The sequence below is a fragment of the Tepidiphilus succinatimandens genome, assembly GCF_006503695.1.
GTDB lineage: Bacteria > Pseudomonadota > Gammaproteobacteria > Burkholderiales > Rhodocyclaceae > Tepidiphilus > Tepidiphilus succinatimandens.
In genome coordinates, this window is the sequence record NZ_SBIK01000022.1 from 1 (window position 1) to 24,849 (window position 24,849).

Annotated in this window: 27 protein-coding genes and 1 pseudogene; 12 read left to right on the forward strand and 16 right to left on the reverse strand. The window is 64.6% G+C overall.

Annotated features, from left to right (window positions below; all coding sequences use genetic code 11):
• Positions 1-105: 105 nt before the first annotated feature.
• The 4 genes from EPD82_RS11180 to EPD82_RS11195 all read left to right on the forward strand — a co-directional run bounded on the left by EPD82_RS11180 (position 106) and on the right by EPD82_RS11195 (position 3,954).
• Positions 106-231: a DprA-like winged helix domain-containing protein gene (locus EPD82_RS11180; RefSeq protein WP_206202287.1), complete on the forward strand. Its 126-nt coding sequence runs from the start codon at positions 106-108 to the stop codon at positions 229-231.
• 12 nt (positions 232-243) lie between these two features.
• Positions 244-723 (forward strand): Smg family protein, encoded by a 480-nt coding sequence (locus tag EPD82_RS11185; RefSeq protein ID WP_055423008.1) that lies wholly within the window; start codon positions 244-246, stop codon positions 721-723.
• 4 nt (positions 724-727) lie between these two features.
• The gene (locus tag EPD82_RS11190) at positions 728-3,223 is read left to right on the forward strand and encodes a DNA topoisomerase III (protein ID WP_141056687.1); all 2,496 of its coding nucleotides are present in this window, start codon (positions 728-730) and stop codon (positions 3,221-3,223) included.
• 170 nt (positions 3,224-3,393) lie between these two features.
• On the forward strand, positions 3,394-3,954 hold the full coding sequence (locus tag EPD82_RS11195) for an alpha/beta fold hydrolase (RefSeq protein ID WP_072247907.1): 561 nt from the start codon (positions 3,394-3,396) through the stop codon (positions 3,952-3,954).
• Between the two features lies 1 nt (position 3,955).
• On the opposite strand, the gene bioD is transcribed toward EPD82_RS11195, so the two are convergent.
• The 7 genes and pseudogenes from bioD to EPD82_RS12445 all read right to left on the reverse strand — a co-directional run.
• Positions 3,956-4,618, reverse strand: a complete 663-nt coding sequence (gene bioD, locus EPD82_RS11200) for a dethiobiotin synthase (RefSeq protein ID WP_055423005.1) — start codon at positions 4,616-4,618, stop codon at positions 3,956-3,958.
• A gap of 5 nt (positions 4,619-4,623) precedes the next feature.
• Complete coding sequence (locus tag EPD82_RS11205) at positions 4,624-5,385, reverse strand: methyltransferase domain-containing protein (RefSeq protein WP_055423004.1); 762 nt, start codon at positions 5,383-5,385, stop codon at positions 4,624-4,626.
• Positions 5,386-5,399: 14 nt separating this feature from the next.
• Positions 5,400-6,566, reverse strand: a complete 1,167-nt coding sequence (locus EPD82_RS11210; RefSeq protein WP_055423003.1) for an 8-amino-7-oxononanoate synthase — start codon at positions 6,564-6,566, stop codon at positions 5,400-5,402.
• 110 nt (positions 6,567-6,676) lie between these two features.
• Positions 6,677-8,014, reverse strand: a complete 1,338-nt coding sequence (locus EPD82_RS11215; RefSeq protein ID WP_141056690.1) for an adenosylmethionine--8-amino-7-oxononanoate transaminase — start codon at positions 8,012-8,014, stop codon at positions 6,677-6,679.
• A gap of 5 nt (positions 8,015-8,019) precedes the next feature.
• Positions 8,020-8,973, reverse strand: coding sequence for a biotin synthase BioB (bioB, locus tag EPD82_RS11220; protein ID WP_141056691.1), 954 nt, complete (start codon positions 8,971-8,973; stop codon positions 8,020-8,022).
• A 192-nt stretch (positions 8,974-9,165) separates the two neighbouring features.
• Positions 9,166-11,118, reverse strand: a complete 1,953-nt coding sequence (locus EPD82_RS11225; protein ID WP_141056692.1) for an LTA synthase family protein — start codon at positions 11,116-11,118, stop codon at positions 9,166-9,168.
• Positions 11,119-11,235: 117 nt separating this feature from the next.
• A pseudogene (locus EPD82_RS12445) lies at positions 11,236-11,310 on the reverse strand (helix-turn-helix domain-containing protein); the annotation flags it as partial.
• Between the two features lie 155 nt (positions 11,311-11,465).
• Between EPD82_RS12445 and EPD82_RS11235 the strand changes: the two are divergent.
• Entirely contained in the window at positions 11,466-11,705 is a 240-nt protein-coding gene (locus EPD82_RS11235; RefSeq protein ID WP_055423000.1) for a ribbon-helix-helix domain-containing protein, read from the forward strand.
• A complete protein-coding gene (locus EPD82_RS11240; protein ID WP_055422999.1) occupies positions 11,705-12,124 on the forward strand; it encodes a putative toxin-antitoxin system toxin component, PIN family in 420 nt (139 codons plus the stop codon). Before EPD82_RS11235 ends, EPD82_RS11240 begins: the two co-directional genes overlap by 1 nt.
• A 109-nt stretch (positions 12,125-12,233) precedes the next feature.
• Here EPD82_RS11240 and EPD82_RS11245 read toward each other — a convergent pair whose 3' ends face one another.
• Together EPD82_RS11245 and EPD82_RS12090 are read right to left on the reverse strand one after the other, a co-directional pair.
• On the reverse strand, positions 12,234-13,529 hold the full coding sequence (locus tag EPD82_RS11245; protein WP_082438352.1) for a sigma-54 interaction domain-containing protein: 1,296 nt from the start codon (positions 13,527-13,529) through the stop codon (positions 12,234-12,236).
• Positions 13,530-13,575: 46 nt separating this feature from the next.
• Complete coding sequence (locus tag EPD82_RS12090) at positions 13,576-13,809, reverse strand: hypothetical protein (RefSeq protein ID WP_141056693.1); 234 nt, start codon at positions 13,807-13,809, stop codon at positions 13,576-13,578.
• On the opposite strand from EPD82_RS12090, the gene cydP reads away from it, so the two are divergent.
• The 6 genes from cydP to EPD82_RS11280 all read left to right on the forward strand — a co-directional run bounded on the left by cydP (position 13,808) and on the right by EPD82_RS11280 (position 18,246).
• Positions 13,808-14,032, forward strand: a complete 225-nt coding sequence (gene cydP / locus EPD82_RS11255; RefSeq protein WP_055422998.1) for a cytochrome oxidase putative small subunit CydP — start codon at positions 13,808-13,810, stop codon at positions 14,030-14,032. The genes EPD82_RS12090 and cydP overlap by 2 nt on opposite strands.
• 1 nt (position 14,033) lies before the next feature.
• A complete protein-coding gene (locus tag EPD82_RS11260; RefSeq protein ID WP_141056694.1) occupies positions 14,034-15,599 on the forward strand; it encodes a cytochrome ubiquinol oxidase subunit I in 1,566 nt (521 codons plus the stop codon).
• Positions 15,600-15,623: 24 nt separating this feature from the next.
• Positions 15,624-16,760 carry a cytochrome d ubiquinol oxidase subunit II gene (gene cydB, locus EPD82_RS11265; RefSeq protein ID WP_206202288.1) on the forward strand — a complete coding sequence of 379 codons (1,137 nt, stop codon included), beginning with the start codon at positions 15,624-15,626 and terminating at the stop codon, positions 16,758-16,760.
• Positions 16,761-16,820: 60 nt separating this feature from the next.
• Positions 16,821-16,955: a cytochrome bd-I oxidase subunit CydX gene (gene cydX / locus EPD82_RS11270; RefSeq protein WP_055422995.1), complete on the forward strand. Its 135-nt coding sequence runs from the start codon at positions 16,821-16,823 to the stop codon at positions 16,953-16,955.
• A complete protein-coding gene (locus tag EPD82_RS11275; RefSeq protein ID WP_055422994.1) occupies positions 16,939-17,250 on the forward strand; it encodes a cyd operon YbgE family protein in 312 nt (103 codons plus the stop codon). Before cydX ends, EPD82_RS11275 begins: the two co-directional genes overlap by 17 nt.
• Before the next feature lie 69 nt (positions 17,251-17,319).
• Positions 17,320-18,246, forward strand: coding sequence for an SLAC1 anion channel family protein (locus tag EPD82_RS11280; protein ID WP_198288983.1), 927 nt, complete (start codon positions 17,320-17,322; stop codon positions 18,244-18,246).
• 4 nt (positions 18,247-18,250) lie between these two features.
• Here EPD82_RS11280 and modC read toward each other — a convergent pair whose 3' ends face one another.
• From modC to dctP, 7 genes are all read right to left on the reverse strand, one after another.
• The gene (gene modC, locus EPD82_RS11285) at positions 18,251-19,351 is read right to left on the reverse strand and encodes a molybdenum ABC transporter ATP-binding protein (RefSeq protein WP_055422992.1); all 1,101 of its coding nucleotides are present in this window, start codon (positions 19,349-19,351) and stop codon (positions 18,251-18,253) included.
• Entirely contained in the window at positions 19,320-19,997 is a 678-nt protein-coding gene (gene modB, locus EPD82_RS11290) for a molybdate ABC transporter permease subunit (RefSeq protein ID WP_141056696.1), read from the reverse strand. Before modB ends, modC begins: the two co-directional genes overlap by 32 nt.
• A gap of 12 nt (positions 19,998-20,009) precedes the next feature.
• Positions 20,010-20,765 carry a molybdate ABC transporter substrate-binding protein gene (gene modA, locus EPD82_RS11295; RefSeq protein ID WP_141056697.1) on the reverse strand — a complete coding sequence of 252 codons (756 nt, stop codon included), beginning with the start codon at positions 20,763-20,765 and terminating at the stop codon, positions 20,010-20,012.
• 51 nt (positions 20,766-20,816) lie between these two features.
• On the reverse strand, positions 20,817-22,160 hold the full coding sequence (gene gdhA, locus EPD82_RS11300; RefSeq protein WP_141056698.1) for an NADP-specific glutamate dehydrogenase: 1,344 nt from the start codon (positions 22,158-22,160) through the stop codon (positions 20,817-20,819).
• 131 nt (positions 22,161-22,291) lie between these two features.
• Positions 22,292-23,575 (reverse strand): TRAP transporter large permease, encoded by a 1,284-nt coding sequence (locus EPD82_RS11305; protein ID WP_055422988.1) that lies wholly within the window; start codon positions 23,573-23,575, stop codon positions 22,292-22,294.
• Complete coding sequence (locus EPD82_RS11310) at positions 23,572-24,060, reverse strand: TRAP transporter small permease (protein WP_055422987.1); 489 nt, start codon at positions 24,058-24,060, stop codon at positions 23,572-23,574. The genes EPD82_RS11305 and EPD82_RS11310 overlap by 4 nt, the downstream gene beginning before the upstream one ends.
• Before the next feature lie 58 nt (positions 24,061-24,118).
• A partial coding sequence (dctP, locus tag EPD82_RS11315) for a TRAP transporter substrate-binding protein DctP (protein WP_170210835.1) occupies positions 24,119-24,849 on the reverse strand: 731 nt, incomplete at its 5' end.

The following is a 24,849-nucleotide window of genomic DNA, read 5'->3' on the forward strand; positions in this document are numbered from 1 at the left end:
CATCTTCCGTACCTCCTGTAGCAACTGCGTCCGTCTCATTAGGCACCTCCTTCCATACCTAATGAAAACCGGACAAACCTCGTGCTACAAGTCCGGACAGTTTATTTGTTCGCTACACTGATGCATCGCACGGGCTTGACGAGCGAGGCACTCTCGGCCATGCTGTTGCCGCTGGAACTCGACGGCGCCGTCGTGCGCCTGCCGGGCGGCCGCTACCAACGCACCCGCTGAAGGAATCTCTCCATGTTCGATGTCCTCGTCTATCTCTTTGAAAACTATGCCGGACCCAACGAGGCACCGAAGGATCCGGACGAGCTGCGCGCGCGGCTCGCCGATGCCGGTTTCGAGGGCGACGAGATCGACGAGGCGCTCTCCTGGCTCGACACGCTCAGAAACGCCGAGGCCCTTTCCCCTTCGTGGCGTATCCCGCCCGCCGGCGGCAGCGTGCGCATCTTCACCGAAGAAGAACGGCAAGTCCTGGGAACCGCCGGGCAGAACCTGGTCTACTTCCTGCAACGCCACGGCGCCATCGACGAGGCGCTGCGCGAAACCCTCATCGACCGCGCCCTGGAATTCGGCGCGACGCCGCTCGATCCGGACGATTTCAAGGTGCTCGCGCTGATGGTGCTGTGGCAGCATGAACGGGAACTCGATCCCCTCGTCGTCGACGAACTGCTGCGCGTCGAAGACGACGAAGACGCCGAACCGCCGCGGCTGCACTGAATCCATGGGCAAGAAACTCATCATCGCCGAAAAACCCTCCGTCGCGCAGGACATCGCCCGCGCGCTCGGAGGCTTTCACAAGGAAAAGGACTACTGGGAGTCCGAACAGTACGTCCTCTCCTCCGCCGTCGGGCACCTGCTCGAACTCAAGGCGCCGGACGAATGCGAGGTCAAGCGCGGCAAGTGGAGCTTCGCCAACCTGCCCGTGATCCCGCCGCGCTTCGAGCTGCAGCCCATCGCCAAGAGCGAGGACCGGCTCAAACTCCTGCTGCGCCTTGCCAAGCGCAAGGACGTCGACGGGCTCATCAACGCCTGCGACGCCGGGCGCGAAGGCGAGCTCATCTTCAACTACATCGTGCAGTACGGCAAGATCGACAAACCCGTGCAGCGCCTGTGGCTGCAATCGATGACGCCGCAGGCGATCCGCGAGGCCTTCGCCCACCTGCGCTCGGCCGAGGAGATGGAAGGGCTGCGCCAGGCCGCCGTGAGCCGCGCCGAGAGCGACTGGCTCATCGGCATCAACGGCACGCGCGCCATGACCGCCTTCAACTCCAAGTCGGGGGGCTTTCATCTCACCACGGTGGGCCGGGTGCAGACGCCCACGCTCGCCATGGTCGTCGAGCGCGAACGTCAGATCCGCGCCTTCCGGCCCCGCCCCTACTGGGAAGTGGAAGCCACCTTCCGCGCTGCCGCCGGCACCTACACCGGCCGCTGGTTCGACGAAAAATTCAAAAAGCCCGAGGGCGACGAGCACGCCAGCCCCTACCGTCTGTGGGAGCGGGAGCGCGCCGAAGCCATCCGCGATCGCGTCCTGGACCAGCCGGGTGTGGTTGAGGAAACCGCCAAGCCCAGCACGCAGATCGCCCCGCCGCTCTTCGACCTCACCAGCCTGCAGCGCGAGGCGAATGCCCGCTTCGGCTTCTCCGCGCGCAACACGCTCGCCATTGCCCAGGCGCTCTACGAGCGGCACAAAGCGCTCACCTATCCCCGTACCGACGCCCGGGCGCTACCCGAGGACATGATCGGCACCGTGCGCGAGGTGCTGGCGCAGCTGCCGTCGGAATACCAACCCTTCGCCGGCAAGATCCTCGCCCAAGGCTGGGTCAAACCCAACAAGCGCATCTTCGACAACGCCAAGGTGTCGGACCACTTCGCCATCGTCCCCACTGGCGTGGTGCCCAAAGGGCTGTCCGAACCCGAACAGAAGATCTTCGACCTGGTCACGCGGCGGTTCCTCGCCGTCTTCTATCCGCCGGCCGAATACCGTGTCACCACCCGCATCACCCGCGTGGGCGAAGACGCCTTCAAGACCGAAGGCAAGGTACTGGTCGCCCCGGGCTGGCTCGAGGTCTACGGCAAACGGGCCGCTGGCGAGGGCGAAGGGGAACTCGTGCCCGTCGCCCCCGGCGAGACCGTTCATACCGAGGCCGTCGAGATCAAGGACTTGCACACCAAGCCGCCGGCGCGCTACACCGAGGCCACGCTCCTTTCCGCCATGGAAGGCGCAGGCAAGCTCGTCGAAGACGAGGAACTGCGCGCGGCCATGGCCGAGCGGGGTCTGGGAACGCCCGCCACCCGCGCCCAGATCATCGAGGGTCTGCTGGAAGAAAAATACCTTGTGCGCGAGGGGCGCGAGCTCGTACCCACCGCCAAGGCCTTCTCGCTCATCACCCTCTTGAAAGGCTTAGGCATCGACGCGCTCACCTCGCCCGAACTCACCGGCGAGTGGGAGCACAAGCTCGCCCTGATGGAGAAGCGGCGGCTCGCGCGCGAAGAGTTCATGGCCTCGATCGCGCGTATGGCGCAGGACATCGTCGAACGCGCCAAGCGCCACGAATCCGACACCGTGCCCGGCGACTTCGCCACCCTGCAGGCGCCCTGCCCCAAGTGCGGCGGCACCGTGCGCGAAACCTACAAGACCTTTCAATGCGATCAGTGCGGCTGGTCGATGTGGAAAATCATCGCCGGCCGGCAGATCGACGTGCCCGAAGCCGAGGCGCTGCTCACCCAAGGCCGAATCGGCCCGCTGGAGGGGTTTCGCAGCCGCCTGGGGCGGCCCTTCGCCGCCGAGCTGGTGCTCGACGAGGCCAAGCAGCCTACGTTCGCCTTCGCCGTCGAACCGCCGGAGGAAGTGCCGGCGGATCTGGCCGAACGCGAATCGCTCGGGCCCTGCCCCAAGTGCGGCGCGCCGGTGGTCGAGCACGGCACGAGCTACGTGTGCACCAAGTCGCTCGGCCCCGACAAGACCTGCGACTTCCGCAGCGGCCGCACCATCTTGCAGCAACCGATCGAGCCGGAGCAGATGAAGAAGCTCCTTTCCGAGGGCAAGACCGATCTCCTCACCGGCTTCGTGTCAGCGCGCACGCGGCGCAAGTTCTCCGCCTACCTCGTGCGCCAACCCGACGGCAAGATCGGCTTCGAATTCGAGCCGCGCGAGGCGTCGGAGAAGAAAGGGCGCTCCGCGACGAGGAAGAAAGCCAAGGCCGCGGAGACGTCGTGACACCGATTCTGTGTGTGCCTGGCTGGGGTCTCGGTCGGGGGCCTTTGGCTGGCCTCGTTTCCGTACTCGGAGCCCAGTGGCACGATTTGCCAGGGCATACAGCCAAGGCGGATACCTGCGCCGAGGCGGTACAAAGATTGAGCAACGAGGCCCCTGAAGGCGCGTGTCTTGTGGGCTGGTCCCTAGGTGCCATGCTGGCTTTGGCGGCAGCCTCTTTGGCGCCGAACGTCTTTTCTGCGGTCGTGGCCATCTCTCCCACCCCTTCGTTCGTCCGTCGCAGAGGATGGCCATACGGCTTGGCACCAGAGCGTTTGGCTTCTTTTCGGGAACAAGTGTGTACGGAGCCTGCTGCCTCTCTACGCCGATTCATCGTCGATTTCAATCGAGGAGATCTCAGGGCCACAGACATCTCCCGACAGCTAATGCGTCAGATGGACGATTTTCCTTCGACGGAAGCGCTGGCCACGGGACTGGATTGGCTACAGGAGATAGACCTTCGCGCCACCCTGCTCGGACTCGGAGTGCCCGTTTTGGTATTCCATGGCACCGCGGACAGTTTGATTCCGCCGATTGCCGGTCGTTGGATTGCGGACCACGTTGCTCGGGGGCGTTTCGTCGCGGTGGAAGGCGCGGCGCATGCCCCGTTTTGGGGCAGGACGGACTTCATGGCAGGGGAGATTCGCCGCTTTCTGTGCCAGCAAAAAGCAAAGACAGGAACGGAGTCGGAGTGATTCAGCGCTCATCGGGCCAGCGCACCCAGCCGATGTCGTCGCGTCTGCTGCCGTGAGCAATCACGCCCAGACAGGGGGCTGAGATCGTTTGCCGTAGGGTGGCGAGATTGCCGTCGAGGCTGGCCATTTCAGAATCGAGGCAATTGGCAATCCATCCGGCCAAAACCAGCTCTCGTCGATCGATCGCCTCTACCGTGAGCAGTGCATGGTTGAGGCAACCAAGGCGCATTCCTACGACGAGGATGACAGGGGCTCCGAGCGCTACTGCCAGGTCGGCCATGGTGTGCGTTGGCGTAAGTGGAGCGAGAAACCCCCCAGCACCTTCGACCAGTACCCGATCGGCGTACCTGCGTGCCTTGGCAACGGCCGAGACGATTTTTTCCAGGTCGATTTTTACGCCTTCTTGGGCCGCTGCCAGGTGGGGCGAGATGGGGGCTTTGAAACAGTAGGGATTTCGCACTGCAGCCGGAAGATCGACGCTGTCGGCTTCTGCGAGTGCGACTACGTCTTCATTGAACCCCGTTTCATCCACGCCCGCGGCGACGGCTTTGACACCCACGGCGCGCCACCCCGAGGTGCGTGCTCGTACGAGCAGCTGGCAAGCAGCATGGGTTTTACCGATCTCCGTATCAGTGCCGGTGAGGAACCATATGCCCGGATTCATGTTTTTCAGCCTCCTTTTTTGCAGGCCGCCAAGAAACCCACGCGGTAGCTCAAACCCAATCCTTCTTCCGTGCGCTCTCGTTCCAGGGCATCGAGTAGTGCGCGCCGGCGTCCGGGGGTCCAAACAGGGGAACCGGAATGTGTCGTCGGGTTTGCTCCGACGCCTCGAATCGCATGGAGGAGGGTTTCTGCATCGGGATAATAAAAAGTGAAATGGCGAATTTCCCAGCGGCATGCGTACCACGAATGGGTTCCAAGGGCGTGCTCCCACTCGGTTTCGGCCGGTAGTCGCGCCAAGGCAGACGTGACGCCCACTGTTCGCACTGCTCGATCGAGTTCAGGGAACGTGCCCGCAAGGACGATGCTCGCCCATAGCCATCCCCTCGCTTTGAGGACGCGCCAAGCCTGTGCGAGAACGCTCTGCGGCCGCGTCCATTGCCAGGCGCAGTTGCTCCAGTAGCCGGCGCAGATGGCATCGGCCAAAGGCAGGAGTTCGAGGTCGGCCGACAGGCGAGTGACTTCCGATGCCGGCATCAGGGCCAAGGCCTCGGGGGAGAAATCCACGGCAAGAAGACGCTCGTGACCGAAGCGCTGCGCCAGCAGCGGCAGATCGCGCCCGATGCCACAGCCCGCGTCGATGATCCAGCCCTCGGGCATGTCCGAGACGGTGACGAGTCGTTGGGCGAGGTGGGCCGCGATGCGTCGCTGTGGGTAGTCGTGGGCTGCATAGCTGTGCCGCCGTCGGGTGAAAGCACGCCGGATGGGCATCTTGCATTCGTTCATCATTTGTCTGCCGTGGGGAACTGCTGGAAGATCGGCGACAGCACTTCGAGCAAGGCATCGAGCTCAGCCTCGCCGTGATCGGCGCATAAGGAAAAACGCAGGCGTGCGCTGCCCTCGGGGACGGTGGGTGGGCGGATCGCCGGCACGAAAAACCCGGCCTGCGCCAAGGCTTGCTCAATGGCGAGTGTTTGCCCCGGTGATCCCAAGATCAAGGGTTGGATCGGGGTACGAGAAAACGGCAAGCGGGGAAGGGCCGAGCTACTGCTCTCTGGCGGTTCCGGCGCATGGATCACCTCGATCGCCGGTAACCGGGCCACTCCCTGGCGCCAGTGGTGAATGAGCGCAGCGAGTCGATCACGACGCGTCGTTTCCTCGCGCACCAGCTGCAGGGCGGTATGCACGGCGTGTGCCAGCGCGGGCGGCATGGCGGTCGTATAGATGTGTGTCCGCGCGGCCTGATCGAGCCAGAGCATCGCCTCTTCTGCGCCCAGCACGGCGGCACCCATTGCACCCAACGCTTTCCCAAACGTGACGCCCCAGAGCCAATGCGATTGAGGAGTCAGACCGGCATCGGCAAAACTTCCCTGTCCGGCAGGCCCGAGAATACCGAATCCGTGGGCATCGTCGACGATGAGCCAGGCACCGTGGGCGCGCGCCAGCTCCGAGAGCGCTGACAGCGGAGCGATGTCCCCGTCCATGCTGAACACCCCATCGGTGACGACGAGTTTCACCGGCTCTCGGGATTTTTCCAGCCATTGGCCGAGGAAGGAGAGGTTGCCATGGGGATAACGTCGAACTTTGGCGCCGCCAGCGCGGGCGAGTTGCAGCGCATCGACGAGCGAGGCATGAACCAGTTTGTCGGCAAAAATGGCCGTCGGCGCTTCGCGGGCAAAGGCGGTAATCACCGCGAGGTTGGCGGCGTAGCCGGAGGTGAAGACTCGGGCCGCGGGAAACCCCAGGAAGGCAGCGAGCTCGGATTCCAGCACTGCGTGCGCCTCGGTATAGCCGCCCACCAAGGCCGAGGAACCGGCACCGACGCCCCAGATCTTCGCCCCTTCGATCAGCGCTTCGACGAGGGCAGGATGGTGCGCCAGTCCCAAATAGTCGTTGCTGGCGAAACTGATTCCTTGTCGTCCGTCATGGACGAAGCGTGCGCTCGAAGCCACTGGTGACGCGCGTCGCAGGCGACGCAGTAGCCCTCGATCCTGCCGCTCGGCGAGCCATCCTCGTACGAAGGAAGGTGACGAATCATGCATGCAACGGCCTCACGCAGGGATCAAAGGACGTCGGCCAAGGTGCGCACGATCGCTTCGCAGGCGAAATCCACCTCCTCGGGACGCGTCTCGTAAGGGGGCATGACATAGACCGTCCGACCCAAAGGTCGCAGCAACAGGCCATGCTCGAGCGCAGCTACGGCGGCGCGACGTGGAAAATCCTCCGCTGCCTTGGGTAGGTCGAAAGCCACGAGGGTACCGCAGCGGCGCAGGTGAGCAGCCCCATGTTGCGCCGCAATGGGTGCCAAAGCGCGTTCGAAGGCCGCGCCGAGCGCTTCCAGCCTTTCTGGTATGCCAGGCTCTTCAAGGAGCGCCAAGGTGGCACAAGCGGCACGACAGGCAAGGGGATTTCCCGTGTAGGAATGGGAATGGAGAAATCCGCGTTCGATGCGCTCATCGAGAAAGGCCTCGAACACTTCATCGGTGGTGAGCACTACTGCCAGCGGCAAGGTACCACCGGTGATTCCCTTGGACAGGCAGAGCAGGTCAGGGCGCACGCCGGCGTGCTCGTGGGCGAACAGGCGTCCTGTTCGCCCACATCCCACTGCGATTTCGTCGAAAATCAGCAGCACGCCGTATTCGTCACACAGACGGCGCACGCAGCGCAAGAATTCCGGCGAATGCATGATCATGCCGCCAGCGCATTGCACCATGGGCTCGACGATCACCGCGGCCACCTCTTCGGCATGGGCTTGGAGGTGCGACCGTAGAGCGCAAACCGCTCGTTCGAGTGCCGGGGGGCCGAGACGGGCGTCGGGACAGGGCAGAATCGTCGCCGGGCGCAACAGGGGTTCATAGGCCTGCCGGAAGAGAGGAACGTCGGTAACGCCGAGCGCGCCGATCGTCTCTCCATGATAGCCACCGGCGAAACAAACGAAACCGGTCTTGCAGGGGAATCCTCGGTTTCTGGCGTAATGGGCTGCCATTTTCAACGCGATTTCGGTAGCGCTGGCGCCATCGGAAGCGAAGAAAGCATGCCCGAGTTGCCCTCCCGTCAGGGCACGCAGCCGTTCCGCCAGTTCGACCGCGGCAGCATGGGTGCAACCGGCAAGCAGCACGTGGTCGAGCGTATCGAGCTGTTCCTTGATCGCGGCGATGATGGGAGGATGCCGGTGACCGAAGAGCGTGGTCCACCACGAAGAGATGGCATCGTAGTAGGCCCGACCGTCGAAACCATATAGCCATGGGCCTGCTGCACGGGCTACGGGCAAGAGCGGGAGGGCATTCGGATCGCCAGCAGGCAGATGGCGTTGCATCTGGGTACACGGGTGCCATACGGCCTCGAGGCTGCGGCGTTCCCATTGCGTTGCTTCCTGGGCGAACAAAGCGGGGGCTTCCATGAATCTCACTCCGGCCGCAAATCGAGCCGCTCGAGCAGGACGTCGTCGTGCGCGACGTCCGGGTTCCCGGTGGTGAGGAGTTTTTCGCCGTAGAAGAGGGAATTGGCCCCGGCGTAGAAGCACAGCGCCTGGAGCTCGTCGCTCATCTGGCCGCGGCCGGCCGACAGGCGCACGTAGCTCCGCGGCAGGGCGAGCCGGGCGACCGCGATCGTGCGCACGAGCTCGAACGGATCGATGGGCGGCGCGTCGGCAAGCGGCGTGCCCGGAATGGGGATGAGCTGGTTGATGGGCACCGACTCCGGTTGCGGTTCGAGGCCGGCCAGGAGCGCCAGCAGGGAGATGCGGTCTTCGCGCGTCTCGCCCATGCCGATGATCCCGCCGCAGCAGACCTTGATGCCGGCCTCGCGTACCGCCTCCAGGGTGCGCAGGCGATCGCTCAGGGTGTGCGTCGTGATCACCTTGCCGTAATACTCCGGCGAAGTGTCTATGTTGTGGTTGTAGTAATCGAGCCCCGCCTCCTTGAGGCGGGCGGCCTGGGGCGCCGAGAGCATGCCGAGCGTCACGCAGGTCTCCATCCCCAGTGACTTGACCTCCGCGACCGCTTCGGCCACCCGCTCCAAGTCCCTTTCCTTGGGCGCCCGCCAGGCTGCGCCCATGCAAAAGCGCGTGGCGCCGGCCGCCTTGGCCGCCGCCGCGTGGCGTACGATGGTCTGCGTATCGAGCAAGGGCTCGCGCGAGTGCGCATGATGGCGCGCCGATTGGGCGCAGTAGCCGCAATCTTCGGAACATCCCCCCGTCTTGATGGACAAGAGAGCCGATCGCTGGATGCGGTGGCCGGGAAAATGGCGCCGGTGGGTCTCGTGGGCACGATGCAGCAGCTCGAAAAACGGCAATTCGAACCACCCGCGCAGATGGGCCTTGTCGATCGGTTGCGTCGTGGTATCCGTCATTTCCGCCATGATCTTCACTAAAAAAGTGGTAAACATCTTCGATTGTGCGTCAACTTCTTCGATCATGCAAGATTTTTCGGATCACCCAATCTGGCAATGCCCGCTCCGGCAACGGAGGCGACGCGAAAACCAGGGGACGAAAAAGACGCGACCCCGGGCTCGCACAGGGCGAGGCCGGGGTCGGAAGAGGAGGGGGACGGATTACTTGGCGGCGGTGAGGTCTTGTGCTCGCCAGGCGAGCAGCCCGTTACGGAAGGCATGGCTCGCGTCTTCGTAGTAGGCGATGGCGCGGCGCACGAGGGGGTCTTCCGGCGCCGCAGGGCGTTCGTGCTCTTCATCCGCCGCGGCATTCTCGCGCAGGCGGATCTTCTTGCGCGGGCTGAGGATCGCCAGATCCTTGCCGTCGAAAAGCCCCAGGTGCTGGTAGTTGCCGATGAGCGCGCGCCCCGGGCGGGTCTCGTCGCGCAGCACGTCGCGTCCGTAGAAGGTGGAGACGTAGTCCATGTGCAGCAGCCCGAGCAGGGTGGGAGCGAGGTCGATCTGGCTCGCCAGCGCCGAGACCTCGCGCGGGGCGATGAAGCCCGGCGCGTAGATGAAGAGCGGGATGTGGTAGTTCGCCACCGGCAGGTCTTCATGGCCGGCGCTGCCGGCGGTGTGATCGGCGAGGAAGACGAAGATCGTGTCCTTGAACCAGGGCTTGCTGCGCGCTTCAGCCAGGAACTTGCCTATGGCATAGTCGGTGTATTTCACCGCGCCGTCGCGCCCCTTGCCCGAGGGGATGTCGATGCGTCCGTCGGGATAGGTATAGGGACGGTGGTTCGAGGTGGTCATGATGTGCAGGAAAAACGGTTTGCCCCCGGCATGGTCCTGGTCGGCCACTTTCATCGCCTGGGCGTAGAGGTCCTCGTCGGCCATGCCCCAGGCGTTCTTGAAGTGGATCTCGGACTCGGGCACGCTGCTCTGGTCGACGATGCGGTAGCCGTTGCCGCTGAAGAATGCGTTCATGTTGTCGAAGTAGCCGCGCCCGCCATAGACGAAGACGGCGTCGTACCCCTTGGCCACGAGCTGCTGGCCGAGGCTGGCATAGCCGCTCTCGCGCCCGATGCGCTTGACGATGGAACGGCCCGGCGTGGGCGGCACCGACAGGGTGACCGCCTCCAGGCCGCGGTCGGTGCGGGTGCCGGTGGCGTAGAAGTTGTTGAAATAGAGGCTTTCGCGGCGCAGGGCGTCGAGGTTGGGAGTGAGTCCGCGCGGATCGCCGTTGCTGCCGAGGAACTTGGCGCTGAGGCTCTCCACTGTCACGAGAATGATGTTGCGCCGCAGCTCTGGACCGCCGTTGACGATGCGTCGGCGCGGGTCGAGGAGATCCTGGCTGAGGAAGGTCGCGTTGGGCTCGGCGAGTGCTTCGCGCAAGACCGGCCCCGTCTCGGCTTCAGGCAGGGTGGCGTAGAAGCGCCGATAGTCGATCTCGTTGTTGCGAAAGGCCGCGAAGAACTGGTACGGCCCGTTGCCGGAGAGTTCGCGCCGATAGGTGTTCTGTTCCTGCCCCATGGGGAAATCCTGGTCGACGAAGCCCGCATCGAGGGCGGCGAGCACGACCAGCCCGGCGAAGGCGGCAAGGCCCGGCTTGAGCGACAGGGGCGGGGACTCCAGCGTGCGGGCGATCACCCGGCGCAGGGCGAAGGTCAGCGCGAGCGCGAGCACGGCAAGCCCCGCGATCAGCGGCCCCACGGGGTAGGACTCGCGGATGTTGTCGATCACTTCCGTGGTGTAGACGAGGTAATCGACGGCGATGAAGTTGAACCGCGCGCCGAATTCGTCCCAGAAGAAGTATTCGGCCGTGGCCACGAAGAGCATGGCAAAGAGGCTCGAGGCCGTGAGCGCATAGAGGAAGGCGCGGTGCGCCCGCGCGGCCCACAGTCGGTTCGGACACAGCACGAAGAGGTAGAAGGCGAGCGGCAGGGCCGCGTAGACCAGGAAGGCGAGGTCGTAGGCCAGACCGACGCCGTAGATGCGCAGCACATCGATCGGCGTACTCACCGCCTCGCCCGGATGCAGCAGAAGCAGGGCCGTGCGGGTGAGGAAGAAGACGAGCAGCCAGGCAAGGAGGACGAGCGCGAGAAAACGGGGCTGAGCGTGACGGGGAAGCGGCATGAGGCTTCGTGTCCGGCGAGAGAATTGGGGCCGGAGTGTAGAAAAAGGGCGGTCAAGGGGGCGTCACGCCGAGGTGAAGGAAACGTCAACGAGCGTCCTGCCGGCAAGGAAAACGGCTCAGCCCAGCTTGCGGTAGAGCGTGCGCTCGCGGATGCCCAGGCGCGCGGCCATCGTCTTCTTGTCGCCGCCGAGCTGCTCGAGAAAGGCGGCGTGGTGCGACGCTACGCTACGCTACCCGAGATAAGTGGGTGTCCCTTTGTTCGGCTGTGTCCCTTTGTTCTAGTTGCGGGGATTGCCTTTGAGGTGTATAAACACCTATATACTCAAACACTGATGTGGAGGGCATCATGAATACCGTGCGTTGGAACATCGCCGTGTCGCCGGAACTGGATCAGTCCGTGCGCATGTTCCTCGCCGCGCAAGGCGGCGGGCGCAAGGGCGATCTGTCGCGCTTCATCGAGGAAGCCGTGCGCGCCTATCTCCTGGAGCGCGCCGTCGAGCAGGCCAAGACGGCTGCCTCTGGCATGGGCGAGGCCGAGCTGAACGATCTCATCGATGAGGCGGTGCAGTGGGCGCGTGAACACTGATGCGGGTCATCCTGGACACCAACGTGTTGCTCGGTGCGCTGATCTCTCCACACGGCCCGCCCGACGCCATCTATCGCGCCTGGCGTGCGGCGCGCTTCGAGCTGGTGACTTCGAGGGCGCAACTCGACGAACTGCGGCGTGTGAGCCGCTACCCGAAGCTCAAGACCATCTTGCCTGCGCACCGCATCGGCACGATGCTCAACAATATGCAGCGCGCCCTCGTGCTGGAGGTACTTCTGGCCTTGCCGGACGACATCGAGGCAAACGATCCGAACGACACCTTCCTACTGGCGATGGCCCTGGCCGGCGAAGCCGACTACCTGGTAACCGGCGACCGCCGCGCCGGGCTGTTGCAACGCGGCAGCATTGGCCGCGCGCGTATCGTCACGCCGACGACTTTCTGCGCCGAGGCGCTGTAGCGCACCGTGGAGTCGCGCCTGTGGCGGATACCTGACAGATAGGGTTTTCGATGCGCCCAAAACGTGGGCGAGACGACGGTAGACCAAGGAAGAGTCCATACCGCATGAGTCAAAGCAGGCCCCTGAGCCTGCGGTAGAGCGTGCGCTCGCTGATGCCCAGGCGCGCGGCCAGCGCCTTCTTGTCGCCGCCGAGTTGCTCGAGCGCATGGCGCAGGTAGCGCCGCTCGACTTCGTCCAGGGGGAGGATCTCCGCTTCGCTCGCGCGTTCTGGTTCGGTGCATGGCCCGTCGGCGAATCCGGTGAGATGCCGAGGCTCGATCAGTTCGCCGTCTGCGAGCAGGAGCGCCCGTTCGAGGAGATTGCGCAGCTCGCGCACGTTGCCGGGGAAATCGTGTTTCATCAGGCGGGCCATGGCCTCGGGGCTCAAGCGCACCTTGCGCTGCGGGGCGAGCCGCTCGAGCAGGTGGGCCACGAGCAGAGGCAGATCCTCGCGCCGTTCGCGCAGGGGCGGCAGGCGCACGGGAAAGGCGCTGATGCGATAGTAGAGGTCGCGGCGGAACGTGCCGTCTTCCACCATGCGCTGCAGGTCGCGGTGGGTGGCGGCCACCAGGCGGAAATCCGAGCGCAGCGTCTCCACCCCGCCCACGCGCCGGTAGGTGCCCGTCTCCAGCAGACGCAGCAGCTTCACCTGCTGCGTGAGCGGCAGGTCGCCGATCTCATCGAGAAAGAGCGTACCGCCGTCGGCAAGCTCGACCAGCCCGGCCTTGCGCTGGGTGGCCCCAGTGAAGGCCCCTTTCTCATGGCCGAACAGTTCGGACTCGAAGAGCGTCTCGGGCAGCCCGGAGCAGTCCAGCGGCACGAAGGGCCGGTCGCGGCGCGGCGAAAGGCGGTGCAGCGCCTGGGCGGCCAGTTCCTTGCCCGTGCCCGATTCGCCCAGCAGCAGCACGGGGGTATTCGACGGTCCGGCCCGTTCGAGGAGTTCCAGCATCTGCAGGAAGGAGGGCGAGCGGCCGACCATGCCCAGCACGGGTGCCGGCAGGTGCTTCCCGCCGAGAAACCGCATCGTCTCGACGAAGAGCGTTGTTTTGTCCGCCGCATCGCGCAGGGGGAGCAGCTCGACCTCGACGAACTCCTCGCCGCGTGGCGTGTGATGGCGATGGATCACACGGCTTGGGCGGCCGCTTTTCCATGCCTGTTGCCGGGGACAGGATTCACCCTGCTGATCGCAGGGGCGGTCGAAGTGGTGTGACACCTCGTAGCAGGTCCGGCCGATTACTTCGGGATTCTCGCCGAACTCGCGACGGTAGGCCGAGTTGGCAGCGAGGATGCGGTAGGCGGTATCGACGACGATGCGAGGTTCCGGTAAGGCTTCGAGCAGCTGGAGCAGTTCGGTGGGGAGCGGCATGACTGACATTCCTGGCAAAAATTTCTGCGTTATTTTGCCATTTTTGTCAGGATTTTGGGGGTCGGCGCCGAGGATGGCGCAGCGCCAGGGGGTAAGGTGCTGGATCATCGGGAGAAATTTTTTTCACCTGTTTTTGGCACATAATTTGCTCATAGAAAAGACGCGGTCTCATTTTTTGTAATTCCTTGAATCGCTTAAATTTTTTGACCATCATCAATTGACGATCCCGATTGGCTTCATTACTATGAGCGAGGGTGTACGCGAGGAGGGCTTCTTCCATGCAAGCGAAAACGGCTGCCCGGCGATTGCGTCGCGAGATCGTCGTGGTGCTGCTGCTCAAACTGATCCTGCTCACCGCCTTGTGGTGGGTCTTCGTTCGCGATGCACGGGTGGAGGTGGGCGCGGAGCGGATGCAGGCCCAGGCCGCCGGGGCGCCTCCCGTCGCTTCCAAGCCTTCTTCTTCGCCGTCTTCTCCGGTTCTTTCCGTTTCGCAGGAGCCATAACATGAACGAAACGCTCGTCGATCTCTCGCGCCTGCAGTTCGCCGCCACGGCGATGTACCACTTTCTCTTCGTGCCGCTCACCCTGGGGCTCACCTGGATGCTGGTGATCATGGAGTCGCTCTACGTGATGACCGGCAAGCAGGTCTACCAGGACATGGTGAAGTTCTGGGGCAAGCTCTTCGGCATCAACTTTGCCCTTGGCGTCACCACCGGCATCACGCTCGAATTCCAGTTCGGCACCAACTGGGCCTATTACTCGCACTACGTGGGCGATATCTTCGGCGCGCCGCTCGCCATCGAGGGGCTGATGGCCTTCTTCCTCGAATCGACCTTCATCGGGCTCTTCTTCTTCGGCTGGAATCGCCTATCACGGCCCCAGCACCTTCTGGTGACGCTGCTCATGGCCGTGGGGACCAACCTGTCGGCGCTGTGGATCCTGGTGGCCAATGGCTGGATGCAGAATCCCGTGGGCTCGGAATTCAGCTTCCAGACCATGCGCATGGAGATGACGAGTTTCTGGGACGTGGTCTTCAACCCGGTGGCGCAGGCCAAGTTCGTGCATACCGTGTCGGCCGGCTACGTCACCGGCGCCATGTTCGTGCTCTCGATCTCGGCTTATTATCTGCTGAAGAAACGGGACCTCGAATTCGCCAAGCGCAGCTTCCGCGTGGCGGCCGCCTTCGGCTTCGCCTCGGCCTGTTCGGTGGTCGTGCTCGGCGATGAATCCGGCTACACCATGGCCGAGAAGCAGCAGAGCAAACTCGCCGCCCTGGAGGCGATGTGGGAGACCGAGCCGGCCCCGGCCGCCCTCAAGCTCGTCGCCGGCATCGACGAGGCCAATCAGCGCAATACCTGGGAGCTCGAGATCCCGTGGGTGCTCGGCATCATCGGCACCCGCTCGCTCGATACGCCCCTGCCCGGAATCAAGGAGATCATCGCGCGCAACCGCGAGCGGGTCGAATCCGGGGTGGAGGCGGTCAAGGCGCTCAACGTGTTGCGCCGCGACGCGTCCGACCCCCAGGCGCTGGCGCTCTTCGAAACGCACAAGGAAAACCTCGGTTTCGGGCTGCTGACGCGCAAATACGTGGCGGACATCATGCAGGTCACGCCCGAGATCATGGACAAGGCCGCCGCCTCGACGATACCGCCGGTGAAGCCCCTCTTCTGGACCTTCCGCCTCATGGTGCTGCTGGGCTTTTCCTTCATCGCCCTCTTCGCGGTGGCGCTGTGGTACAGCGTCAAGGACACGTTCGCCGAAAAACGCTGGCTGCTGCGCTGGGCGCTGTACTTCCTGCCGCTGCCGTGGGTGGCTTCTGAGATGGGCTGGTTCGTCGCCGAATACGGCCGGCAGCCCTGGACGATCGCCGAAGTGCTGCCCACCCATCTCTCCGTCTCCACCCTTTCGGTGCAGAGCCTCTACGGGTCGCTTGCCGGTTTCGTCGGCTTCTACACGCTGCTCCTCATCGTCGAGCTCTACCTGATGTTCCGCTTCGGTCGGCTGGGCCCTTCCTCGCTGGGTACCGGACGCTACTACTGGGAACGTCAAGGTGCGCTGCAGTCTGCCTGAAAACCCCTATCTCGGGAGAGGATCATGCTGGATTATGAAACGCTGAAGGTCATCTGGTGGCTGCTCGTCGGCGTGCTGCTCGTCGGCTTTGCCGTGATGGACGGGCACGACATGGGGGTGGGGACGCTGCTGCCTTTCGTCGGCAAGGACGACACCGAGCGGCGCGTCATCATCAACACCGTCGGCCCGCATTGGGACGGCAACCAGGTGTGGTTCATCACCGGCGGCGGGGCGATCTTTGCCGCCTGGCCCTTGGTCTATGCCACGGCCTTCTCGGGCTTTTACTGGGCGATGCTCGCCGTGCTGTGGGCGCTCTTTTTCCGTCCGGTAGGCTTCGACTACCGCAGCAAGATCGACAATGCCACGTGGCGCAAGACCTGGGACTGGGGTCTGTTCGTGGGCGGGGCGGTGCCGCCGCTCATCTTCGGCGTGGCGTTCGGCAACCTGCTGCAAGGCGTTCCGTTCCATTTCGACGCCAACCTCGTGCCCTACTATGAAGGGTCCTTCTGGGGCCTGCTCAACCCCTTCGCGTTGCTCGCCGGGGTGGTGAGCTCGGCCATGATCACTTTTCACGGCGCGGTCTATCTGGCGCATCGCACGGAAGGGGAGATCCAGCAGCGCTCGGTGCGCGCAGCACTTCTCTTCGGCGTGATCGCGCTCGCGGCTTTTGCCGCCGCCGGGCTGTGGGTGCAGGCCATTCCTGGCTACGTGATCGCTGCCGGAGCCGATCCAGCCAGCTTGCCCAATCCGCTCGCCAAGGAAGTGGTGCGCGAGGCCGGGGCCTGGATGGCGAATTATCGGCATCAGCCGCTCTTGTGGGCGGTGCCGGCGCTCGCCTTCCTCGGTGGTCTCGCGGCGATGTGGGCGGTGCGAGCCGGTCGTACCTTCTTTGCCTTCTGGGCTTCGAGCGTGATGATCGCCGGCATCATCGGCACGGCCGGGGTGGCGATGTTCCCCTTCGTCATGCCTTCTTCCACCGACCTGCGCTCTTCGCTCACGGTGTGGGATTCGGTTTCGAGCCACCTCACGCTCACGGTGATGTTCTGGGCTACCCTCATCTTCATGCCGCTCATCATCGTCTATACCAGCTGGGCGTACAAGGTGATGGCCGGCAAGGTGACCAAGGCCTACATCCTGGAAAACGAGAAGCAGGCGTACTGAACGGACACAACCCGCGGCGACGCATCCCGCTTCGCCGCCCCGGATCCGAAGGAGATTCATATGTGGTATTTTGCTTGGGCGTTGGGCGTGGGTTTTGCCATCCTCTTGGCCATCGTCGTCGGCCTGTGGTGGGAAGCGCAGGAAGAGGCGAGGGCGCGGCAAGGTCGGGGACAAGGCGATGCAAGCCCCAGTTGAGGCGCAAGAGCAGGGTGCCGAAGAGCCGGGTCGATCGGCCTCGGTCCAACCGCTGGCGTTAGGGCTGGGAATCGTCTTGATGCTGGTGGGCAGTTTCCGCCCCGATTGGCTGGCCGAGGCTTCCGGGAAGGCGAACCACGGTCTGGCCATGCTGTGGTTCTGGGCGATGGCGGCCGGTTTCGTGCGCGGGGTGGGCTTCATCCCGCGTTTCTGGTTGTGGCGGTGGCTCTTCTCTGGCTGGGCGGCGTTCGCGGCGCTGGCCGCGGCGCTGGCGTGGCGCTTTGCCGACCTCTGAGGGAGTTGATACATGACTATGTCTTAATCATTAACCCAACCGAATGTTTCCCGAATCAAGAACTTCCCCGTGGCATGGTTCTCCATGATCATGGGCTTCACGGGATTCTCGATCGCCTGGATGCGGGCCGAAACGGTCTACGACGTTGGTTTCGCCCCCAGCTGCGTGCTGCGTTGGGTCGCCTTGGGCTTGTTCTTCTTGGTGGCGGTGCTGTATGCGGCCAAGGCGGTGAAATATCCCGGCGCGGTGCGCGAGGAGTTCACCCACCCGGTCAAGCAGGCGTTCGGCCCGACGATCTCGATCGGCATGATCCTGCTGTCGATCGCGCTGCTGCACGATGCGCCGCGCCTCTCCTTCTGGTTGTGGAGCATCGGCACCGTGCTGCACCTGGCACTCACGCTCTATGTGATGTCGTCGTGGATGCATCACACGAAATACGAAATCACGCACATGAACCCGGCGTGGTTCATCCCCGTGGTGGGGAACATCCTCGTGCCGATCGCCGGGGTACACCACGCGCCGACCGAAGTGTCGTGGTTCTTCTACAGCGTCGGTCTCTTTTTCTGGCCGGTGCTCACGGCGATCCTCTTCTACCGTCTCATCTTTCATACCAGCCTGCCCGAGCGCTTTGTGCCGACGCTGTTCATCTTTATCGCGCCGCCGGCGGTGGGGTTCATCTACTGGTACAACCTGGGTGGACAGGTCGACGCCTTCGCGCACGTGCTCTACGGCGTGGCACTCTTTTTCGCGCTGCTGCTTGCGGTGCAGGCGAATTACTTCGTGCGGCTGAAGTTCTTCCTGTCGTGGTGGGCGTATTCCTTTCCGCTCGCGGCGCTCACCATCGCAACCCTGATCATGGCCAAGGAGACGGGCTTGGGCTGCTACCGCGTGCTGGGGGTCGTACTGCTGGCGGTCCTGACCCTGCTCATCGTGCTGCTGCTGGTGCGCACCGCCATTGCGGTGGCGCGGCGCGAGATCTGCGTCGAGGGGCATTGAGCGCTCAGCTGAGCACTGCCACCGCCTTGATCTGGGCCCACAGGCGCGTACCGGGGCGCACGCCGAGCGCTTCGGCCGAGCGCCGTGTGATGCGGGCAAGCAGGGGGGTTGGGCCCACCTGTAACCGGACCAGGGCATGGGCGGCGTCCAGTGCCCGCACTTCCTGCACCACGGCGGGGAGACGGTTGAGGAGGGAACTGTCCGCGTGCTCGGTGAGCGCCAGGCTGACGTCGCGGGCGCGTACTTGCAGCCGAATTTTCGTGCCCGGCGGCTCCTGGCGGTGCGGTACGAGCAGCGTGCCTCCTTCGAATTCCACCGTCAGCAAGGCATAGGTCGCGTCATGGTCGACGACCGCCCCTTCGATCACTACGGCGGCGTCTTCGTCACAGGCCAAAGGCAGATCGAGCCGCGCCAGCGTCTCCTGCAAGGGGCCGCTCGCGCGCACGCGCCCGCCTTCGAGCAGGACGAGGTGGTCGGCGAGCCGGCCGACCTCTTCGGGGGCGTGCGAGACATAGAGCATGGGAATGTCGAGGGTTCGCTTTACTTGCGCGAGGTAGGGCAGGATCTCCGCTTTGCGCTCCCGGTCGAGAGAGGCGAGCGGCTCGTCCAAGAGCAGCAGCCGCGGCGAGGTGAGCAGCGCCCGGGCGATGGCCACGCGTTGGCGCTCGCCGCCCGAGAGGCGCGCCGGCAGGCGGGTGAGCAGGGGGGCGAGACCGAGCAGCTCCACCGCTTCTTCGAAGGCGATGCGCCGCTCGCTCGGCGGGATGCGCCGCCAGCCGAAACGCAAGTTTCCGGCCACGTCGAGGTGCGCGAAGAGGTTGGATTCCTGGAACACGTAGCCGATGGCCCGGCGATGGGGCGGGACGAAGCGAACGTCGTCCTGCCACAGCGCGCCATTGACGCGCACGTAGCCCTCGCGGTGCCGGTCGAGCCCGGCGAGGGCGCGCAGTAGGCTGGTCTTGCCGGAGCCTGAAGGGCCGAAGAGGGCGGTGACGCCGCGCCCCGGAAGGTCGAGCTCCACCTCCAAGGTGAAACCGGGATAGGCGAAGCGAAAGCACGCCTCGATGCGCGCGTCAGCGCCCGGCCGAAGGTGTGCCGCGTCCATAGAGCACCAGCAGGACCGCGAAGCTCAGGCCGAGCATCACGGCGGAGAGGGCGTGCGCCTGCTCATAGGCGAAGGCTTGCACGTGATCATAGATCTGCACCGAGACCACTCGCGTGCGGCCGGGAATGTTCCCCCCCATCATCAGTACCACGCCGAATTCGCCGATCGTGTGCGCAAAGCTCAGCACCCCCGCCGTGAGGAAGCCCGAGCGCGCGAGCGGCAGCACGACGTGGATGAAGCGGTCCCACGGACCGGCACGAAGAGTGGCTGCTGCTTCGAGCGGTGCTTCCCCCAGCGCGGTGAACGCCTGCTGCAAGGGCTGCACCGCGAACGGCAGGGAGGCCAGCACCGAGGCGACGACGAGGCCGGAGAAGGTAAACGGCAGGATGCCCAGCCCGAGCGCCTGGGTCAGCTTGCCCACGGGTCCGACCGGACCGAGAAGAATGAGCAGGTAGAAGCCCAGCACCGTGGGCGGGAGTACGAGCGGCAGCGCGACGAGCGCCGCGACCGGCCCTTTCCAGGGGGAGCGGGTGCGGGCGAGCCACCACGCGAGTGGCGTGGCGAGCGCGAGGAGCAGCGCCGTCGTCGTCGCGGCCAGCGCCAGGGTCAGGCGGATCGCCTGCCAGTCCTCGGCGGTGAGCGTCATCCGGCGCCTGCCTCACTCATAGCCGTAGGCGCGGATCAGGGCGCGGGCCGCCGGCTCCTGCAGGTAGGTGAGCAGACGGGCGACGGCCTCGGTGGGGCGGCCGTCCTTCGCGCCGGGCAGCAGGATCACCGCATCTTGCCGGATCGGCGGATAGAGCGTCTGGGGCACGAGCCACAGCGAGCCCGGGCGCAACCTTCCCGGCGCCTCGTAGACTTGCGCCAGGGCGACGAAACCGAGTTCGGCGTTGCCGGAGGCGACGAACTGGAACGCCTGGCCGACGTTCTCGCCCAGCACGAATTTCGCCACCAACGGCTCATGCACTCCGAGCGCCTGCATGGCTGCCACCGCCGCGGCGCCGTAAGGGGCATGGCGCGGGTTGGCGAGCGCGATCCGGTTGAAGTTGCCGCGCCGCAGCACTTCGCCACCCTCGTCGACGAGGGCGGGATCGGGGCTCCAGAGGGCGAGTTTGCCGACGGCGTAGGTGATGCGGCTGCCCGCCAGCGCGTAGCCTTCCTGCTCGAGCCGGGCAGGGGTTTCCTGGTCCGCGGCCAAGAGGACGGCGAACGGCGCGCCGTTGCGGATCTGGGCATAGAAATTGCCCGTCGCGCCAAACGAGAGCTGGAGTTCATGGCCGGTGTCGCGCCGGAAGCGTTCGGCAAGCTCGCGCATGGGGGCGGTGAAGTTTGCTGCCACCGCTACCGCGATCGTGTCGGCAAACGCGTAGGGTGCCGCGAGCAGCAGAACGAACAGAAACAGGAAGCGGCGCATCGCGATCTCCTCCGTTCAAGGTGCCCGGGCAGCGGCCCGGGCACGGGAGGATTAGATCACACCTTGGGCGAGCATGGCGTCGGCCACCTTGGCGAAGCCGGCGATGTTGGCGCCGTCGCTATAGCTTACCGTGCCGTCCTCGCGCCGGCCGTATTGCAAGCAGGCCTCGTGGATGCCTTGCATGATTTTCTTGAGGCGGGCGTCGACCTCTTCGCGGGTCCAGGAAAGGCGCATGGCGTTTTGGCTCATCTCCAGACCGGAGGTGGCCACGCCGCCCGCGTTGCTCGCCTTGCCCGGAGCGTAGAGCACGCCGCGGTGCTCGAAGATCTTGACCGCTTCCGGGGTGCAGGGCATGTTCGCGCCCTCGGCCACCGCCACTACGCCGTTTTCCACCAGCGTCATCGCGTCGTCGGCATCGAGCTCGTTTTGCGTCGCGCACGGCAGCGCCACGTCCACCGGCACGCTCCACGGCTTGGCGCCCGGAATGAAGGTGGCGCCGACGAGCTGGGCGTATTCGGAGACACGCCCGTAGCGGTGGTTCTTCACCTCCATGAGGATGGCGAGTTTTTCCGGCGTGAATCCTTCTTCGTCGATCACCGTGCCGCTCGAATCCGAGCACGTGACAGGCTTGGCCCCCATCTGCATGAGTTTCTCGATGGCGTACTGGGCGACGTTGCCCGATCCTGACACCGCCACGCGCATCCCTTCCAGACTGCGGCCGGCATGGCGCAGCATCTCGTCGACGAAGTACACCGTGCCGTAGCCGGTGGATTCGGGCCGGATGAGGGAACCGCCATAGGAGAGCCCCTTGCCGGTGAAGACGCAGGAGGAGTCGTTGGTGAGCTTCTTCATCATGCCGACCATGAAGCCGACTTCGCGCCCGCCCACGCCAATGTCCCCAGCGGGCACGTCGGTGTCGGCGCCGATGTGGCGGTAGAGCTCGGTGATGAAGGCTTGGCAGAAGCGCATCACTTCACCCGGGCTCTTGCCCTTGGGGTCGAAGTCGGAACCGCCCTTGCCGCCGCCCATGGGCAGCGTCGTGAGAGCGTTCTTGAACGTCTGCTCGAAGGCGAGAAACTTGAGGATGGAGAGATTCGCCGAGGGGTGGAAACGCAGCCCGCCCTTGTAGGGGCCGATGGCCGAGCTGTGCTGGATGCGGTAGCCGCGGTTGACCTGCACTTCGCCGCGATCGTCCACCCAGGAGACGCGGAACATGATGACGCGCTCGGGTTCGACGAGACGCTCGAGCAGCGCGTGCTGCGCGTAGCGCGGGTGCTGGGTGATGAAGGGCCAGAGGCTTTCCATCACCTCGGTCACCGCCTGCAGGAACTCGGGCTGACCGGGGTTGCGTTGCGCAACATAGTCGAGAAAGCTTTGCAGCGTGGAGTATTTCATGGCTTGATGTCTTTCAGGGTGAGAACAACGGGCCGGTGCGCAGCGCACGCCCTTCGCCCCGCACCAAATCTGATAATTATCGCACCGTTGTGGTGAAACGATGCACCAGTTTGGAGCCTGGTGCTTTTTTCTCACCCCATTCCCATTCGGCGTGGCAGCCACAGCGCCAATTCTGGGAAGACGATCATCGCCGCAAGGCCCAGGAGCATCGCCAGCACGAACCACAGCACCCAACGGAAGGTCTCTTCCATGCGAATGCCGGCGATGCGCGAGGTGATCATCAACGCCAGCGCCATCGGCGGCGTGAATTGCCCGATCGCGAGGTTGATCGTCATCATCACGCCGAACCAGACGAGATCCCAGCCCATGGTCTGGGCGATCGGAACGAGCAGCGGCAGGAGGATGAGGAAGATCGAAATCGCGTCGAGAAACATCCCGGCGACGAGCAGCAACACGTTGATCGACACGAGCATCAATACCGGGCTCGAATGGAAGGCGACGAGCATGGAAGCGGCTGCGTCGAAGATGCCCAGCGTATTGCCGGCCCAGGCGAATACCGAGGCGATACCGATGATCATCAGCACGACGGCGGAGAGCTCTCCGGCATCGACGAGGATGCGGAACAGCCCTTTGAGCTCGAGGCTGCGGTAGATGAAAACCCCGACGAACGCACCATAGGCCACCGCCACCACTGCCGCTTCGGTGGGGGTGAAGAGTCCGGTGCGCAAGCCGCCGAGGATGATGACCGGTGCGAGCAACCCCCAGATGGCCTCGAAGAAACTCTTTCCCAGGGGAGGGCGCTCGCGGCGTTCGCCGCGGCCGTAGCCGTGGCGGCGGCTGATGAGGAGCGCCGGGATGAGCAGGCACAGCGCGGCGATGATTCCGGGGATCAATCCGGCGGCGAAAAGGGCCGGAACCGTGGCCGCCGGGACCATCACGCTATAGACGATGAAGGCCACCGACGGCGGAATGATGATGGCCGTGGAGCCGGCGGCGGCGATGAGGCTGGCGGAGAACCCTTTGGGGTAACCTCGCGCGATCATGGAGGGCAGCATCACCGAGGCGACCGCGGCGGCATCGGCCGGCCCCGAGCCGGAAATGCCGCCGAGCAGCATTGAAACCAGCACGGCGACGACGGCGTGCGAGCCGGTCCATTCGCCGACCAGCGCACTGATGAAACGCACGAGGCGCAGCGCGACGCCGGAGCGCTCGAAGATCATGCCAGCGAGGATGAACATCGGGATCGCCAGCAGGGGATATTTGGCGATGCCAGCATAGAGGTTGGTGGGGACGGCGAGTTGGTCGAACCCGGCCAGGGCGAGCACTGCGACGCTGGCGAGCCCCAGACCAACGGCAAGCGGCATGCCGGCAAGGAGTGCGAGCAGGAAGAGGGAGACGAGCGTGGCTCCGATCATCGCGTTCCCCGGAATCGCGCCAGAGCAAGGCGCGCGGCGATGACAAACGACAGCAGCGGGAACCAGATCGTGTACCACCACTGCGGCACACCCAGCGCCGGCGAGGTTTCCTCGAAACGGAACTGATCGTAGGTGAGGCGCGCCGCATACCAGGTAATAAACAGATAGAGGGCGACAGTGACGAGGGCGTCGAGCCGTGCCGCGAAGAAGCGCCATCGTCGCGGCAAGCGTTCGACGAAGAAGGTGACGCGGATGTGTCGGTCGTGCAGATAGGCAGGGACCGAGCCGAGGAAAGCCAGCACGGGCAAGAGCGCGATCGACAGCTCTTCGGTGGCGGCGATGGATTGGGCGGTGAAGTAGCGCACGACGACGTTGGCAAAGGTGATGGCGACGATCACGGCCATCACCAGGCCGACGATGATCTGTTCCCAGGAATAGGCGTGCGCTTCTGCAGCGGCGACGGTGGATTCTTCAGGGGTTTGCATGCTCGACTCGAACTCGTTGGATGCCAGGGCCGCATCGCGGCCCCGTGGAGAGACGGTCTCAGCGTTTGCCGATGTCCTCTTCGGCTTGTTTGACGAGATCGGCGCCGATCTTGTCTGCCCATTCCTTGTAGACGCCGGCGGTGGCCTGGCGGAAAGCATCGCGCTCGGCCGGTGTCAGATGCACGATCTCGACGCCGTTGGCGGCGATCTCTTTGAGCAGGCTGTCGTCCTCGGCCGTGATGCCAGCGCGGGCACGAGCGATCTCTTCGCGCGCGGCTTGCTGCGCCGCCTCGAGCACGAGCTGGCGATCTTGCGGCGTCCAGCTGTTCCAGACGGTCTTGTTCACGGCGAAGATCAAGGGGTCGGCGACGTAGCCCCAAAGCGTGAGGTATTTCTGCCCTACCGTGTGCAGTTTGGCGGCATTGAAGACGGCCAGCGGGTTCTCTTGGCCATCGACGGCGCCGGTGGCCATCGCCGGCAGGGCATCGGCCCAGCTCATCTGCGTCGGGTTGGCGCCCAAGGCATTGAAGGTGGCGAGAAAGAGCGGCGAGCCGACCACGCGAATCTTCAGGCCGACGAGATCCTTGGGCGTGTGGATGGGGTGCTTGGAATTCGAGATCTCGCGAAAGCCGTTCTCACCCCAGGCGAGCGGCACCACGTCGCGTTCGGCGGGTTGTGTACCATCCTTTCTGTAAATTCCGTTTAGCGCCTCTGGCAGGAAGTGCGCGGCGCTCGGTCTGACGCCATGACTTCGAGAAAGGAGTATGCCCATCATGGCGATGCGTGTCG

Coding starts and splice junctions, on each gene's coding strand:
- cydP (WP_055422998.1), top strand. CDS start 13,808: ATGCAAGCGAAAACGGCTGCCCGGCGATTGCGTCGCGAGATCGTCGTG.
- EPD82_RS11310 (WP_055422987.1), bottom strand. CDS start 24,060: ATGCAAACCCCTGAAGAATCCACCGTCGCCGCTGCAGAAGCGCACGCC.
- EPD82_RS11275 (WP_055422994.1), top strand. CDS start 16,939: ATGCAAGCCCCAGTTGAGGCGCAAGAGCAGGGTGCCGAAGAGCCGGGT.
- EPD82_RS11190 (WP_141056687.1), top strand. CDS start 728: ATGGGCAAGAAACTCATCATCGCCGAAAAACCCTCCGTCGCGCAGGAC.
- EPD82_RS11240 (WP_055422999.1), top strand. CDS start 11,705: ATGCGGGTCATCCTGGACACCAACGTGTTGCTCGGTGCGCTGATCTCT.
- EPD82_RS11215 (WP_141056690.1), bottom strand. CDS start 8,014: ATGGAAGCCCCCGCTTTGTTCGCCCAGGAAGCAACGCAATGGGAACGC.
- EPD82_RS11185 (WP_055423008.1), top strand. CDS start 244: ATGTTCGATGTCCTCGTCTATCTCTTTGAAAACTATGCCGGACCCAAC.
- EPD82_RS11205 (WP_055423004.1), bottom strand. CDS start 5,385: ATGCCCATCCGGCGTGCTTTCACCCGACGGCGGCACAGCTATGCAGCC.
- bioB (WP_141056691.1), bottom strand. CDS start 8,973: ATGGCGGAAATGACGGATACCACGACGCAACCGATCGACAAGGCCCAT.
- gdhA (WP_141056698.1), bottom strand. CDS start 22,160: ATGAAATACTCCACGCTGCAAAGCTTTCTCGACTATGTTGCGCAACGC.
- modC (WP_055422992.1), bottom strand. CDS start 19,351: ATGGACGCGGCACACCTTCGGCCGGGCGCTGACGCGCGCATCGAGGCG.
- modA (WP_141056697.1), bottom strand. CDS start 20,765: ATGCGCCGCTTCCTGTTTCTGTTCGTTCTGCTGCTCGCGGCACCCTAC.
- EPD82_RS11305 (WP_055422988.1), bottom strand. CDS start 23,575: ATGATCGGAGCCACGCTCGTCTCCCTCTTCCTGCTCGCACTCCTTGCC.
- cydX (WP_055422995.1), top strand. CDS start 16,821: ATGTGGTATTTTGCTTGGGCGTTGGGCGTGGGTTTTGCCATCCTCTTG.
- EPD82_RS12090 (WP_141056693.1), bottom strand. CDS start 13,809: ATGGAAGAAGCCCTCCTCGCGTACACCCTCGCTCATAGTAATGAAGCC.
- EPD82_RS11260 (WP_141056694.1), top strand. CDS start 14,034: ATGAACGAAACGCTCGTCGATCTCTCGCGCCTGCAGTTCGCCGCCACG.
- cydB (WP_206202288.1), top strand. CDS start 15,624: ATGCTGGATTATGAAACGCTGAAGGTCATCTGGTGGCTGCTCGTCGGC.
- EPD82_RS11245 (WP_082438352.1), bottom strand. CDS start 13,529: ATGCCGCTCCCCACCGAACTGCTCCAGCTGCTCGAAGCCTTACCGGAA.
- modB (WP_141056696.1), bottom strand. CDS start 19,997: ATGACGCTCACCGCCGAGGACTGGCAGGCGATCCGCCTGACCCTGGCG.
- bioD (WP_055423005.1), bottom strand. CDS start 4,618: ATGAATCCGGGCATATGGTTCCTCACCGGCACTGATACGGAGATCGGT.
- EPD82_RS11225 (WP_141056692.1), bottom strand. CDS start 11,118: ATGCCGCTTCCCCGTCACGCTCAGCCCCGTTTTCTCGCGCTCGTCCTC.
- EPD82_RS11235 (WP_055423000.1), top strand. CDS start 11,466: ATGAATACCGTGCGTTGGAACATCGCCGTGTCGCCGGAACTGGATCAG.